The sequence below is a fragment of the Thalassospira sp. genome (assembly GCF_040218635.1).
GTDB lineage: Bacteria > Pseudomonadota > Alphaproteobacteria > Rhodospirillales > Thalassospiraceae > Thalassospira.
This window is the reverse complement of record NZ_JAVJRB010000012.1, coordinates 590,695-605,764: the sequence shown is the minus strand read 5'-3', so window position 1 is coordinate 605,764 and position 15,070 is coordinate 590,695. Positions and strand designations below refer to the sequence as shown.

The following is a 15,070-nucleotide window of genomic DNA, read 5'->3' as shown; positions in this document are numbered from 1 at the left end:
TTTCACTGATATAGTGATCGTCAGGTGAAGCGTGAAAATCAGGTCAGCGACAAGTTCTGAAAAATCCCCTTTCAAATGGGGTTGGCTAACTGCCGTGGCGTTCATGCCGCTCTTGTCTGCTTGTAGTACTGACAGTTTTTCAGGGCTTTGGTTCAGTTCCGATCAAGAACAAACATCTATTTCTGCCAACACTTCTGCATCTTCCAGCTCCATGGAAGGCACCAAACTCAGCAGCGCAGCCTGTGGTTTATTCCTTGGTGCCGCAGATCAAAGTCCCGCAAAGAACAACACCGCCTCACCTACTGAAATCTCACTGAACAGCAGCCCTCAGGAAAACCTCCTTCAGGCCATTGGGTTTGATATCGACGGTGATTATGGGAACGCGCGGAAGCTTTATGTCTGGCTTACGGCATCACCACCTGACATCAAGGTGGACTTGGATTGCGGTAATGGCATCAGGCTTTCTGGAAGCGTGAACAGTCTAGCCCAGCGCCGACTGGTTGCTTTGGATACCGACGCTCCTGAATATGCACGCTCAACAGAAATTGAATCCGTAGTGGCCTCCGCCACCGTTGCCCCCGGACCTGAACTTCCTAATCCGCCACATGTTGAACGCAACACCAGTTTTTACGAAACCGGTGGCGTTATTGTTGCCGCCCCGGAAGACAGCACTATACCTGCTACGCGCATGAAGATGGATTTTAGCGAGAACACCTCACAGCTTACCAGAGTTGAACGGCGGACGCCTCAATCAGCGGCCGTTGCCGTACCGGTCATGAGTGCTGCAGAAACCAGTACCCCTGCTTCAATGGCAGCCCCCAAAGCAAAAGCCGTACCGGTAATTGTTGCGAAACCATCCGAAGCGTCGTCTCCAGTGCCTAAGACGTCGACCACTTCCATGACGGCAACTCAGCCGACTACAACAATAACGCCTCCAGCCATCGAACCCGCCACCATTTCTGGTGCATCGGAAACGACTGAAAACACTGGTGCTGTTGTTTCTTCAAACTCCCGACCGGTTGAGCAAGGCCAACTTGATATTGTTGACCGCGAACCCGCAAGTTCGATGATCGAATTGCCAATGATGTCAAATCCTCAGCAACCTAAACCGACGACACAGGCTGCAAACAAGACGCCGATAGCTGCCCCAAAAGTTGTGCCAGTGGCTCAAACGACCAGCTCTGTGTATTACGCGGTCCAGTTAGCAGCATACCGTTCACGTGAACGCGCCGAAGGTGCATGGCCGAAATTTCAATCCACCTCACGCGGGGTTCTTGCATCCGCACCACATGAAGTCATTAGCATCTCAATCGAAGGACAGGGTCTGTTCTTCCGCTTGTTGACCGGACAGTACAAGACCAAAGCGGACGCATCACAGGCCTGTGGCGAATTGAAATCCGTCGGGGTCGATTGCCTTGTTCGACAGATCACGCCCTAATCAATGCATGCGATTACAATGCTTTGGTGCTATTAATCTGGCGTTTTCGCTGTGCGCCATTTTTACGAATCCGGACAAGAACATCCGGACGGGTTTTGTGCCCATGTTTTCGTAAAGCCCTTGGCAATCTTGCGAGCAGGAATTCAACCTTTGCGTTGTGACGATAGTACCGCCAGCGTAAATACTGAATAAAACGCCGCGTGCGCTTTGATCCGGCAGCAAGTAGCGGCACACCCAATGCAATAAAAACCATCCCGAAAAATGGCGGCGGCAAGGGCAAGAAAGCCAACCCGATCAGCAAACAAATTGCGCCCGCCAACATCAAGGCCATTGATTTTAAATGCTTTGTTTTATGCACCCTGATGCCTTCTGATCATCGACCGACGTCTTGCAATCGCATTATCTTCTGCAAGATTTCTGGCGCCAAAAGAATGTTCAAAGACATTTGATCAACAGGGGAATTGCTATTGTGGTCGTCTGAGTTACATTGCAGTTAGAAGATCAAATATCATCAGGTAAAAAACATGCTTTCCGCCCTAAAAACCGACAAAGCAACCATGCCCACTGCCGAGACCGCCTTGCCCGGTCGCGACGATGCCGTTCCAGTAGCAGATATCAACATTGTTACCGGAAACCCGATGGTTGGGCCGTTCCCCAACAATTTGGAAATTGCTGTATTTGGCATGGGGTGCTTCTGGGGCGCAGAACGCCTGTTCTGGAATGAAAAAGGTGTCTACAGTACGGCTGTTGGATATGCAGGTGGTTATACGCATAATCCGACCTACCGTGAGGTTTGCAGCGGCATGACCGGGCACGCCGAGGTCGTACAAATCGTCTTTGATCCAGCCGTGATTTCCTATCAGGCGCTCTTGAAACTGTTTTGGGAAAATCACAATCCCACCCAAGGCATGCGCCAAGGCAATGATCTCGGCACGCAATACCGGTCTGTCATCTATACAACAGGTGATGATCAGACGACGGCGGCATCTTTGTCCTATGATCAGTATAACACTGCACTGAAACAGGCGGGCCAACCTGACATCACAACCACGATTTCTGATGCGCCAACCTTCTATTATGCCGAAGATTTTCATCAGCAATATCTGCACAAAAATCCGGATGGCTATTGCGGATTAGGTGGCACGGGGGTTTCCTGCCCGGGAATGTGATAAAAAAGGCTGCTCTGTCTTTCGTACATTAAGCGAAACCTTGGCTTGCCATATTCCACCACAGGTATATTCTTAAATTCTCATAGTGAGAAAAGAGTATACTTTGAGCTATGCCTAGTTCGTTGCTGAAGAACCGCTATTTTATTGCCTTGCAGATACTTTGGTGTTTGCTGGGCCTTTGGTTATGCGGCGGAATTGATGTTGTTTTTGGCCTGCCCGGCGCGGCGCCAGAGAATGCGACCGCATCAATCGTCTTTTTCGTCCTAACCGCCTTGGCACTTGCCGCTGTCCATTTCTTTGCCCGGCGTTATGTGCGTTCAAGCGAAAAGTTCTTTGCCAATTTGCCGGGTCTTGTGTTTCGACTTGACCAGCATGGCAAGATCGAATTTGCATCAGACCACGGACTTCACTGGATTGGCGCGTCTCTGTCAGACAATGTACGTGATCACATCCTTGACCATGACACGCTGACATCCCTACGACGACAAGCCGTAGATGCCAAAGGCGCTATTCAGGTTGTCGAACTTCCGGTTACGACCAATCTGGGAGAAAGCCTTTGGGTCCGTATTCAAATGCGCGCACTCCCGCCCTTTACCAATGATTGTCAGATTGATTGCATTGTGTGGGACATCACCGAACTGGTTATCGAGCGTAACCTGCGTCGCGAAAGCGAAGAACGGTTACAAGTACTTGAAAAACTGACCAACGAAGCCTTGTTCCTTCATGATGGCGGCCAGTGCGTCGATACAAACAACGCTGCGGAACGGATGTTTGGCTATAACCGCGAAGAACTTCTCACCCTTAATGCTGCTGATATTATTGCACCAGAGGCCATCTCACTTGTGATGGCCAATATCAGATCAGGCTATGACAAACCCTATGAAGCGATAGCCCGATGCAAGGACGGTCGGGAATTCCCGTGTGAAATCAATGGGCGCAACGTTGTCGTTCAAGATAAGACCCTGCGTCTAACCAGTTTCACCGACATCTCTGACCGCAAACTTTCCGAAGAACAGATCCGTTTTCAGGCCAACCATGATGCCTTAACATCCTTGCCCAACCGCTATCTGTTCATGGATCGTCTGAACTATGCGATTAAACTGTCAAAACGCCGGCGAGAATGTTTCGTTCTTATGTTCATTGATCTCGACGCCTTCAAAACCCTGAACGATACTTTTGGCCATTCCACAGGTGACAAGGTCCTTAGTGAGATTGCCACGCGGTTAACCACAACCCTTCGAAATGTCGATACAGTTGCGCGTATTGGCGGTGATGAATTCACTGTTATTTTACCGGGCACTGAAACACCCGAAGATGCCGAACTGGTCGCGCGAAAAATTCAAACCGCCCTCTCGAACTCCCCTATTTCATTTGGCACCAGTCAACCGCCATATACTGTATCAGCATCAATTGGCATTGCGCTGTATCCCGATCACGGTGAGACAACCGACGAACTGATTGCCGCTGCTGATGATGCCATGTATGCGGCAAAAAAAAGCGGAAGGAACACCTTCCGCTTTGCGACCAACAACTGCTCTAAAACGCCATAAGGCGAAATGGCTTCACGTATCGACGAGATCAGACAGGTACACCGCCATATTCGCGACTGAGATCAGCACATACGCGTCTGATTTTAAGGCCAAGCAGCTCAATCTGTTCGTTTGGAATACGTGCAACCGGTCCTGAGAGCGACAACGCGGCAATCGGGTTCCCGGTTTCATCACGCACAACACCCGCAACACAGCGCAATCCAACAGCATGCTCTTCATCATCCAGAGCATAACCACGTTGACGGGAACGCTCCAGATCCTTCTCCAGAGCACCTTGGGACACCAATGTACGCTCTGTAATCTTGGGCAATCCGTGTTGTGCTACAACTGACTTCAATTCTTCTTCCGGCAAGAAGGCCAACAACGCCTTTCCAACGCCAGAGCAATGCATCAAAGCCCGGCGTCCCGGCGTGACAAGCGCACGCATCATTTTGCGACATTCGACTTGCGATAAGAAAATCACCTCTCCACCGTCAGCAACCGCAAGATTTACCGTTTCACCGCTATCTTCCATAAGTGCACGCATATAAGGCCGCGCGATCTGGCTAAGATTGCGATTTTTTGTGAACGCATTACCGACACTAAAAGCCTGAACTCCAACAAACCAAAGTGTACGTTCCCCATCAAACGCAACATATCGCTCGTGCTGCATGGTTGTTAGCAACCTGTGCGCAGTAGAGGGCGGTAATTTCACCTGTTGGGCTATTTCGGTCAGCGTCATGCCATCGTCGCTTTTCGCAAGCGCATTCAGGATGCTTAACGCCCTGACCAATGATTGAACCTGCTGCATGCAGATATATCCCCCTGAGAATGATCTTCGTTTCAGACCATTATTGTACCATTAGGTACGGATGTTATGAGATCAGTCAGTCCCTTGCACGGACTTTTGGCGCATCCAGACGAAAGTGGAATAAATGACCAGGTAAACAGTTGCGATAGAAAAGGCTGCCAGAGTCCCAAGTTCCAGCCCAAGAACCGGATAGCCAAGCGACACGGTCAGGATATAAACCCACAGTGCGCCCATACCGCGCGGAAAGTTTCTGATCAGGGTATGAACCGGTCCGGCCCCATACGTGAAATGCAATATTAACATGATCGGATACAGCGTCACAGGGAACCCTGACAACAACCCGGACCAACGCGGCCCAATCCACGCTGCCAACCCGCTGATAATAAGAACAATCAACGAAGCAAGCCCTGCTCGCAACAGGACGATACCCTTTGTCAGGCGCACACGATTAAGGATTCTTTGATTTTCGATTTTTCGAAACAGCACAAGGGCAACACACATCGCAACCAACAGAATGAACGCTGCTTGCGTAAGTGACATTGCGGTCAATTGGAACAACCATGACACACACAGAAACGCGCCAAAAGCACACACTGAGCAAAGAAATATCTGCGGTAATACCGGAAGCGACATGCATCGGCGCGACATCAGAAAATAAGCATACAAAAACGATAAGGTCGCGATGAGACCCGGAAATGCATAAACCGCACTTTTGCTGGCGAAATCAATGCCCTGTTCAATCCCGATGAAGTAAAGCAAGATCGCTGTTCCCAACGGATATCCTGCCAAAACACCCGCCACACGCGGCCCGGCACGTTCAGCAAGCATCGACAGGCCAAGCACCACACCAATCGAAACCGCAAGCTTTGCCAAAATCAGCGCCAATCGAAGCTCTCCGCTACTCTCATCAAAAACAATTTATCGATAATCTGCTTATATCGCTATCGCCTTTGCCTGGATTAAACAAGCATGAACCATTTCCGATGGTTCCGGTTTTGTTATCAAGACAAGAAAAAACAGGCATCCGAGGGTGCCTGTTTTGAAATGCCGTGCCTGAAGTCCCTTCAATTCTAGCTTGAGGGCTTAGGTGCCTGAACAATAACACCTCTCCAACCAAGCCCCTGATACGTTTCATATCCCGGGGTCAGCGCATATGCGACCAAGGATTTATCATCAAGAAGGTATGATCCTATTGCCGGGTCATTGATCTTAAGGTCAAACCTCTCACTCAACACGCCCTGGTCATCCGATGCCGCCAAAATACGATTATGCGCATCTACCAACATGACCCGGGTTCGCCCACGTTCTTCATCATTGAAGTTCAACGACTTCACAATCATTGGCGCCTGATTTTCCCAATCAAAGAATACACCCATGACACCAATCACATCGCCATTTACAGCACCACCTTTGCGCACAGCCGTGGCATAGACCGGCGTGGCTGCATCACCGAGTTGACGGTTACGTGTCACATCGGCAACGGCGTATTGCCCTCCATCGCCACATCGTAGCGCATCCTGAAACCAGTTCTGGTCTGCGATATTAACGCCTTTGAGACGATACTGGTCCGGACGACCGTTAGCTATTACGTTGCCATCACAATCTGCGACCCAAAGATCAAGATAGACAGTATAGGAATCCAGAATAACGCCAAGACGTTCAGATGCGCGCTCAGCAACCGTTAAATCTTTGCCGTTTTCACAAGCATCCACGACTGCCGCATCCGTAGCCCACCATCGGACATCGCAGGATCGCTCATATAAATTGCGATCCATCAACTCGACCGCATAACGCGCAAGATCTGCAAATCGATCCCCACGTGCGGTTTGTGCCGTGCGCTCCAAATCTAATGCGAGGTCGAGGAACATTTTCTCAAGTTCTTCGGTAATCACAGTAACGCGTTGCGAGATATCCTTGACCTCGTTGGCAACAACACCAAATCCGCGACCGACATCTCCCGCTCGGGCGGCCTCGATCAATGCGTTCAGGGCCAATGTCCGTGTTGCGCGTGTTACTGCTTTAATTTCAGTTATTTTTTCATTGGCCTGTGCGGACATATCCGTCGCCACTTGCAGAATTCTTTCTGGCATTTCAACCAAGCTCCAAGATGCACACCCGTCTCCTCCAGCTATGGCTTGTATTTATATTAATCAGCCATTTTCGCTGTTTGTTTTATAAGCAGACAAACTCTTAGTGCAGTTACCTCCCACCGTAAACAGCCTAAATAACCGCCGTCAGGCCAGCTCCGCATGCACTTTAATGAATCGGGAAAACCACCTTAGTCGCAAGAATGCCCATAATTTCTGTGAGAACCAGAATGTATCAAGGATGACCGCCGCATCCGAAATGGAACGTTTTGCTTTTAAACTGAACCAACAGTGATGAAATGCGCCATAGCATCCCAAAACAGCTTAACCCCTGTCAGGAAAAGCAGCCCGTAGCAAATCCGATAGAATAAAGTGACATTGACCTTGTCGTGCGCCCATAGTCCAAGCCACGTGCCAAACAGTGCTACCGGAATCAACAAAGCCGCCGTACCAAGATTTGATGGATTGAACTGCCCAAGAAACCAATACGGGATCAGCTTGACGTAATTGACGACAATAAAGAACATCACTGTCGTGCCGACAAAGACCGATTTATCCATTCGCTGGGGCAGTAAAAACATCGACACAGGAGGCCCGCCTGCATGGGCAACAAAGCTTGTAAAGCCAGCCAAGCCACCCAACACGGTTCCTTTTCCCCATGTCGACTGTTTGGGCGTATCACCGGCCTTTTTACCGCGCAGCCAATGATCAAGAGTGAAAATGATTGCAATCAATGCAATGATCAGTTTCACCGCAGCAACGCTAAGGTAGCTGAACGTCAATGTGCCGATTAAAATACCCGCAAGTGCAGCCGGAACAAGGATCAGCATATTGCGACGATCCCAGCGCTTCCGATACGCCCAGACATTTGCAAGGTCCATAAGACACAGGATCGGCAACATGATTGCAGCGGCAACTTGCGGAGACACCGCCAGCGCCATCAAAGGAACCGTCATAACCCCCAGCCCGCCGCCAAAGCCACTTTTGGAAACGCCTGCAATCAGAACAGCCGGAATAGCAAGGGCGTAAAAGAACGGATCCGCAATAAAATCCATGGGGCTTCCTTATGGTGGTGGCTTCTTGTGGGCGGTGGTGAACAACCTATCGGATGGCGCTGATGCACATATGAGAACCCTCTATCACCGTTCCATAAGGCGCGGCATCAGCTCGACAAAATTGCAAGGTTTATGCCGGATATCAAGCTGATAGGTCAAAATATCGTCCCATGCATCCTTACAGGCGCCTGTCGAACCCGGCAGTGCAAACATATAAGTACCCTGACAGACCCCGGCGGTTGCCCGCGACTGCACAGTAGAAGTCCCGATCTTTTGATAGGAAATCCAACGGAACAATTCGCCAAAACCCGGGATTTCTTTTTCATAAAGGGTGCGATGTGCTTCCACCGTAACATCCCGCCCCGTAACACCGGTTCCACCAGTTGAAATGATCACATCGATTTCAGGCGTTGCACACCATACCGCAAGCTGTTTGCGCAATTCCTTTTGATCATCGGGCAAGATTTTCCGGGCATAGACCTTGTGGCCTTTGGCCTCGATACGCCCGATCAGTGTGTCACCAGATGTATCATCCGCGGTCGTACGGGTATCACTTACCGTAAGCACCGCAATATTGATTGAAACAAACGGCTTACTTTCGTCAATCCCGGCCAAGGTCGCCTCCATTGTTTTATATTTCCCAGTCAAACTAGTCTGCCCGTGATTACGCGCAAGAGTTTTCACAAACAGGGAAACTTTTCACGCCAGCTCGAATCATCATCGAACAAAATTCCGACGATTTTTGTCACTTTATTAGCCTGTCAAGCTGAACAAGCCTTAGCGCACAAACTATTTACCACCTCAAAGTTTCACGATATTTGTAATTATTTTTAATTAGTTAGAAATCATATCCTTACACATTACATCATCGAAAAAGCTGATATTGGTATTACCACTCACGGACATCCGCGTTACTCTGCTTGCCGCCAAAGATTTTTACCCGTAAAAAAGCGGTACAGAGGTACCAAATTAGCGCAGACAACGAATTGCGCTTGTTTGAAAACACCAAAACGGCACGAGACAGAGGACCCATCATGAGCGACTTGCTTTGGCAGCCGGCGAAAGAACGCGTTGAAAATGCAAACGTCACCCGCTTTCAACGCTGGGTGAATGACAAGTATTCCCTCGACCTCCAGAGCTTCACCGCTCTGTATGACTGGTCGGTCTCTGATACTGAACGTTTTTGGCCTGCCATTATTGAGTTTTGCGACCTGAAAGCAAAAACGTGGGGTGACCGCATCTTGGTGGACGGCGACAAGATGCCCGGTGCGCAATTCTTTCCCGATGCACGCCTGAATTTCGCAGAGAACCTTTTGGTGCGCGACGATAACACAGATGCACTCGTCTTCTGGGGCGAAGACAAGGTAAAATCGCGCCTGTCATGGGCGGAACTCAATATTGCCGTTTCCAAATTCTCCCAGGCATTGCGCGCAGAAGGCGTTAGCAAAGGCGACCGTGTTTGCGGCTATATGCCCAATATGGCAGAAACCGTCATCGCCCTGCTGGCAACCGCTGCAATCGGCGCCACATGGTCATCTGCTTCCCCTGACTTTGGGGTCCAAGGGGTCGTTGATCGCTTTGGTCAGATTGAACCAACCGTCATGATCACGGTGGATGGCTACCATTATAATGGCAAGCAACATGATATCCGCGAAAAAGTCCGCGATGTTGTGGATCGGATTGGCAGCCTGAAAAAGGTGGTTCTCGTTGCCTATGCATTTGATGGCACAGACACCACAGGCATCCGCAACTCAGTTTCCTATGACGATTTCCTTGCCCCGTTCGAAGGCACGACGATCATGTTCGAACAGGTCGAATTCAATCACCCTTTATATGTCATGTTTTCCTCGGGAACGACCGGGAAGCCAAAATGCATTGTTCATGGCACAGGCGGCACGCTGCTTAAACAGGTGTCTGAACATGTTCTGCATTGTGATGTATCGCCGGGAGACCGTGTTTTCTACTTCACGACCTGTGGCTGGATGATGTGGAACTGGTTGATGGCCGGCCTCGCTGCGGGTGCAACTTTGCTTCTTTATGATGGCTCTCCGTTCTATCCAAACGGCAATATTCTGTTTGATTACGCAGATGCAGAAGGCATGACCCTTTTGGGCACATCCGCCAAATATATTGATGCGCTTGCAAAAGCCGACCTCAAACCACGCGAAACGCATACGCTCTCAACGGTCAGGGCAATGACATCGACCGGATCACCTTTGGCCCCGGAAAGCTTTGATTACGTCTATCGCGACATCAAGCAAGACATTCATCTTGCATCCATTTCGGGTGGCACAGACATCCTTGGCTGCTTTGTTCTTGCATCCCCCGTCTTACCAGTAAAACGCGGCGTCATCCAAACCCGTGCTCTTGGCGTAGCCGTTGATGTCTTTGATGATGACGGAAAGCCGGTTCGAAATGAAAAAGGCGAACTGGTCTGCACCAAACCATTCCCATCAATGCCCGTCGGTTTCTGGAATGATCCGGATGGTTCGCGGTATCACAGTGCCTATTTCGACCGGTTCGATAACATCTGGTGCCACGGTGATTATGTCGAACTAGATGATGAAGGCGGCATGGTGATCTATGGCAGATCCGATGCAACCCTTAATCCTGGTGGTGTGCGAATTGGCACCGCAGAGATCTATCGTCAGGTCGAAAAACTGCCCGAAATTCAGGAATCGATTGTTATTGGACAAGACTGGGATAATGACGTTCGGGTCATCCTGTTTGTTGTGCTGCGCGAAAATCACGTGTTGGATACCGCACTGATCGATAAAATCAAGAAACAGATCAGAAGCAATTGCACACCACGCCATGTCCCCGCCAAGGTGATTGCAGTCGCCGATATCCCGCGCACGAAATCGGGCAAAATCACCGAACTGGCCGTGCGAGACGTCGTGCATGGCAGGCCGGTTAAAAATCAGGAAGCGCTTGCAAATCCAACCGCGCTTGAGCTTTTTTCCAACCTTGGCGAACTTAAGTCCTAATTCAGAGCCCCCTGCATTATTGTGCAGGGGGTTTTGGAATCTACGCTGGAAAAAGCGATGAGCATTTGACCATGCGGAGTCAAATCATTCTCCGATTCCGCACCGCAACAGTGTTTGTTTTTTATACACACTTTAAAAATGTTACTTTTTTAATCACAGCCCTGTGTCATATGAAAAAAAGTTCGTGCATTTTTCGGATTGGCGGAGAGCCAAACAGCCTTGTCCGTTAAAACACTGATATAACGAACATTTTCTGAAAAAACATGAACTTAGCAACAGGTGCGTAAAGAAGCATAAACCCGTGAAAACCGCTGGTTTTGCAGCAAAATTCTCTGATTAAAGGCCAATTGGAAATTTTTCACACTTGACACAAGGTGGCCTAAAATTTCTTAATTTGGCGATCCAATATCTTTTGGATTGATGGATATGCTGAATGGCATGTCCAGGGTGGCACAAAAGCTAAAAAACAATGCTTTGCTAATAAGGGAGCTATCTATGAAAATCAAAACGATCCTAGCCGCGGGCGCAATGACCGTTGCAGCCGTTGCCGCAAACAATGCACAGGCTGGTGCCGTGCTTGACGGCATCAAGGCTAAAGGTTTCGTTCAGTGTGGCGTAAACACCGGTCTTCCGGGTTTCTCGTCTGCCAACGCCGAAGGTAAATGGGAAGGCATTGACGTTGATATTTGCCGTGGTATTGCAGCAGCAGTACTCGGTGACGCGAACAGCGTTCAGTACACCCCCCTGACTGCCGCACAGCGTTTCACGGCCCTGCAGTCTGGTGAAATCGACATTCTGTCGCGTAACACCACTGCAACCACCACACGTGACGCGAAGCTTGGTCTGACCTTCGTCGGTATCAACTACTATGACGGTCAGGGCTTCCTGATCCCGAAAGCTCTTGGCGTAACCAGCGCAACCGAGCTTGACGGCGCAACCGTCTGCGTAGAACCGGGTACCACCACCGAACTTAACCTTGCTGATTACTTCCGCGCTAAAGGCATGAGCTTTGAGCCGGTCGTTATCGAAAACATCAACGAAGCAACCGCTGCCTTCTTCTCAGGCCGTTGCGACGTTTACACCACGGATGCTTCGGGTCTTGCTTCGATCCGTACCACCATGGCTGAAAACCCGGATGACTATGTCATTCTTCCAGAAATCATCTCCAAAGAGCCGCTTGGCCCGGTTGTCGCCCAGGGTGACGAACAGTGGTCAGACGTTGCACGCTGGTCGTTCCTTGCTATGGTTGAAGCTGAAGAATTCGGCGTCACCATGGAAAATGTTGACGACATGAAAGCAAACAGCACCAACCCAGGCATCCAGCGTTTGCTGGGCGTATCCCCGGGTATGGGCGAAGCTCTTGGTCTTGACGAAGAGTGGGCATACCGCATCATCAAAACCGTTGGTAACTATGGCGAAAGCTATGAGAAAAACGTTACCGCGAAATTGGGCCTTGAGCGTGGTCTCAACGCTCTGTGGACCGATGGTGGCCTGCAGTACGCATGGCCGGTTCGCTAATTCGTTAGCAGCCGTTCACTAAACCTACGAAGCTCCGCCCCACTGCCTGAACGCATGGGCGGAGCTTTTCGTTAGGTGCCTACTGATTTTGGATACAATCTACACCTGAGGGTCATATGAGTAAGCCTCAACATGCCCAAGGAGATGTTCATTCCAAGCGCTTCGTCGATTATTTGAATGACGAGAACGTTCGTGCAGTCCTGTATCAGGTTGTCGCGATCGGTCTAATTATTCTGGCGGGCTGGTACTTGGTATCTAATACCTTGAACAACCTTGAAAAACAGAACATCTCTACCGGTTACGGATTCCTTGATCTTGAAGCTTCCTTCGAGATTGGTGAATCAATGATCGACTACAGTGCCAAAAGCGATTACGCGACGGCATTGACAGTCGGACTTCTTAATACCGTGAAAGTGTCGGTGCTTGGCATCATTCTGTGTACACTGATCGGAACCATTTTTGGTATCGCCCGTCTCTCGTCGAACTGGATCGTTCGCAAACTGGCGACTGCATATGTTGAAACCTTCCGGAACATCCCGGTTTTGCTTCAACTTTTCTTCTGGTATGCCTTGATTCCAAGCGCATTCCCGCACCCGCGCGATGCCCTTGAACCGCTACCGGGGGTTTTGCTGACATCACGCGGCATGTATTTGCCGGTCCCCGTGGCCGACAACGCTTATACATTGATGGGTATTGCCGCGATAATTGCGTTTGTAATTATCTTTTTCGTGAAGAAATGGGCGAAAAAGCGCCAAGATGCGACCGGTCAGCCTTTCCCTATGTTCTTGGCTGGTCTTGGTATCTTAGTCGGGTTGGTGTTCCTTGCCTATCTCATTGGCGGCGCTCCTACTGAAATGAGCATCCCGGCGCTTAAAGGCTTTAACATTCGTGGCGGTTATAATATCTCGCCAGAATTCATGGCCGTCCTGATTGGTCTTACGGTTTATACCTCGACCTATGTTGCCGAGGTCGTTCGATCGGGTATTCAGGCTGTTCCAAACGGTCAGTGGGAGGCTGCTGACAGTCTTGGCGTTAAACGCTCTGTCGCACTTCGTAAAGTGATCCTGCCGCAATCCATGCGCGTTGCGATCCCGCCTCTGACCAACCAGTATCTTAATCTGACCAAAAACAGCTCCTTGGCTGTTGCGGTCGGCTATCCTGATCTGGTTTCCGTTTCCAACACGACCATGAACCAGACCGGCCAGGCGATCGAGGCAATCTCGATCTTCATGTCGATCTATCTTGGTTTGTCTTTGTTGACCTCGCTCTTTATGAACTGGTTCAACAAGAAAATGGCTCTGGTGGAGAGGTAACATGTCAGAAAACGCAAAACTACCTCCTCTTCCGGTCGGCACCTTTGCCGAGCGTGCCGTCACTTGGTCAAGAAAGAACCTGTTTGACGGGTGGTTCAACACCCTTCTCACTCTTGGTTCGATTGCATTCCTAGTATGGCTCATTCCGCCGCTTATCCAGTGGGGAATTGTCAATGCAACCCTGGCACCGACCATTGAAGGCTGTGCTGAAGTTACGGGTGCTTGCTGGGGTTTTGTTAATGCCAATCTCCGCCTGATCCTGTTTGGCACCTATCCGTTCGAAGAACAGTGGCGTCCGCTTCTGGCCATGATCGTTCTCATGGGGATAATTTGCGGCAGTCTTGCTGCGGTCAAATACCCTCGGATGACCAAGGCCATCATCCCTATGTGGGTGATCGGCGTTCCGGTGATCGCCATATTGATGTGGGGCGGTGTTCTGGGTCTTACCTATGTTCAGAACAGCTATTGGGGCGGCCTTCCGCTGACCCTGATCCTCTCGGCAATCGGTATCATCTTTGCCTTTCCGTTAGGTCTTTTGTTGGCCCTTGGTCGTCAGTCGAACCTGCCCGCAATCAGAACGGTCTCGGTGGTTTATATCGAGATCATTCGTGGCGTTCCGTTGATTACGGTTCTGTTCATGGCGTCGGTCATGTTCCCGCTGTTCTTGCCCGATGGGGTCACCATCGACAAGTTGCTGCGCGCGCAGATCGGTATCATCATGTTCACTGCGGCCTACCTTGCTGAGGTATTCCGTGGCGGTTTGCAGGCCGTGCCGCGTGGTCAGTTTGAAGCAGGCGAAAGCCTTGCTCTTTCTTACTGGCAATCGATGCGACTGATCATTCTGCCACAAGCCCTGCGTCTGGTTATTCCGCCAACGGTGAACAGCTTTATCTCCATGCTCAAGGATACCACTCTGGTTGTGATTATCGGCCTGTTTGACTTCCTTGGCACGGTAAAGCTGGCACTCCGCAGTGACCCGGCATGGACCAAGTATTACGTCGAAGGTTATGCCTTCGCCGCAGCAATATTCTTCCTGCTCTGTTTCTCGATGGCGAAATATTCCGCCTATCTTGAAAAAGAGCTTCGCAAAGGCGAACAAAGGTAAGGAGTGAGGAAATACAATGACTGTAGCAACTGAAACTACTACCGGCGCTGTGCCTCCT

Annotated in this window: 13 protein-coding genes; 7 read left to right on the top strand and 6 right to left on the bottom strand. The window is 50.1% G+C overall.

The features are described from left to right. Window positions 1-103: 103 nt before the first annotated feature. A complete protein-coding gene (locus RIC05_RS16730; protein WP_350046140.1) occupies window positions 104-1,438 on the top strand; it encodes an SPOR domain-containing protein in 1,335 nt (444 codons plus the stop codon). Between the two features lie 13 nt (window positions 1,439-1,451). Here the strand turns inward: RIC05_RS16730 and RIC05_RS16725 are convergent, their stop codons facing one another. Further along, window positions 1,452-1,760: a hypothetical protein gene (locus tag RIC05_RS16725; RefSeq protein ID WP_350059769.1), complete on the bottom strand. Its 309-nt coding sequence runs from the start codon at window positions 1,758-1,760 to the stop codon at window positions 1,452-1,454. A 202-nt stretch (window positions 1,761-1,962) separates the two neighbouring features. On the opposite strand from RIC05_RS16725, the gene msrA reads away from it, so the two are divergent. Together msrA and RIC05_RS16715 are read left to right on the top strand one after the other, a co-directional pair. Continuing rightward, window positions 1,963-2,607 carry a peptide-methionine (S)-S-oxide reductase MsrA gene (gene msrA / locus RIC05_RS16720; protein WP_350040590.1) on the top strand — a complete coding sequence of 215 codons (645 nt, stop codon included), beginning with the start codon at window positions 1,963-1,965 and terminating at the stop codon, window positions 2,605-2,607. 110 nt (window positions 2,608-2,717) lie between these two features. After that, window positions 2,718-4,157: a diguanylate cyclase domain-containing protein gene (locus RIC05_RS16715; RefSeq protein WP_350045761.1), complete on the top strand. Its 1,440-nt coding sequence runs from the start codon at window positions 2,718-2,720 to the stop codon at window positions 4,155-4,157. Between the two features lie 28 nt (window positions 4,158-4,185). On the opposite strand, the gene RIC05_RS16710 is transcribed toward RIC05_RS16715, so the two are convergent. From RIC05_RS16710 to moaB, 5 genes are all read right to left on the bottom strand, one after another. After that, on the bottom strand, window positions 4,186-4,947 hold the full coding sequence (locus RIC05_RS16710) for an IclR family transcriptional regulator (RefSeq protein WP_350040588.1): 762 nt from the start codon (window positions 4,945-4,947) through the stop codon (window positions 4,186-4,188). Between the two features lie 72 nt (window positions 4,948-5,019). After that, window positions 5,020-5,832: a hypothetical protein gene (locus RIC05_RS16705; RefSeq protein ID WP_350045760.1), complete on the bottom strand. Its 813-nt coding sequence runs from the start codon at window positions 5,830-5,832 to the stop codon at window positions 5,020-5,022. Window positions 5,833-6,017: 185 nt separating this feature from the next. Further along, window positions 6,018-7,037 carry a methyl-accepting chemotaxis protein gene (locus RIC05_RS16700; RefSeq protein ID WP_350045759.1) on the bottom strand — a complete coding sequence of 340 codons (1,020 nt, stop codon included), beginning with the start codon at window positions 7,035-7,037 and terminating at the stop codon, window positions 6,018-6,020. A gap of 272 nt (window positions 7,038-7,309) precedes the next feature. Continuing rightward, complete coding sequence (locus tag RIC05_RS16695) at window positions 7,310-8,089, bottom strand: sulfite exporter TauE/SafE family protein (RefSeq protein WP_350045758.1); 780 nt, start codon at window positions 8,087-8,089, stop codon at window positions 7,310-7,312. Between the two features lie 84 nt (window positions 8,090-8,173). Then, entirely contained in the window at window positions 8,174-8,716 is a 543-nt protein-coding gene (gene moaB, locus RIC05_RS16690) for a molybdenum cofactor biosynthesis protein B (RefSeq protein ID WP_350040584.1), read from the bottom strand. A 407-nt stretch (window positions 8,717-9,123) separates the two neighbouring features. Here moaB and RIC05_RS16685 point away from each other — a divergent pair, with 407 nt between their 5' ends. The 4 genes from RIC05_RS16685 to RIC05_RS16670 all read left to right on the top strand — a co-directional run bounded on the left by RIC05_RS16685 (window position 9,124) and on the right by RIC05_RS16670 (window position 15,012). Continuing rightward, window positions 9,124-11,076 carry an acetoacetate--CoA ligase gene (locus tag RIC05_RS16685; RefSeq protein ID WP_350045757.1) on the top strand — a complete coding sequence of 651 codons (1,953 nt, stop codon included), beginning with the start codon at window positions 9,124-9,126 and terminating at the stop codon, window positions 11,074-11,076. Window positions 11,077-11,571: 495 nt separating this feature from the next. Further along, window positions 11,572-12,594 carry an amino acid ABC transporter substrate-binding protein gene (locus RIC05_RS16680; protein WP_350040582.1) on the top strand — a complete coding sequence of 341 codons (1,023 nt, stop codon included), beginning with the start codon at window positions 11,572-11,574 and terminating at the stop codon, window positions 12,592-12,594. Between the two features lie 116 nt (window positions 12,595-12,710). Continuing rightward, entirely contained in the window at window positions 12,711-13,907 is a 1,197-nt protein-coding gene (locus tag RIC05_RS16675) for an amino acid ABC transporter permease (RefSeq protein ID WP_350045756.1), read from the top strand. Window position 13,908: 1 nt separating this feature from the next. Then, a complete protein-coding gene (locus RIC05_RS16670) occupies window positions 13,909-15,012 on the top strand; it encodes an amino acid ABC transporter permease (protein ID WP_350045755.1) in 1,104 nt (367 codons plus the stop codon). The last annotated feature ends 58 nt before the right edge of the window (window positions 15,013-15,070 follow it).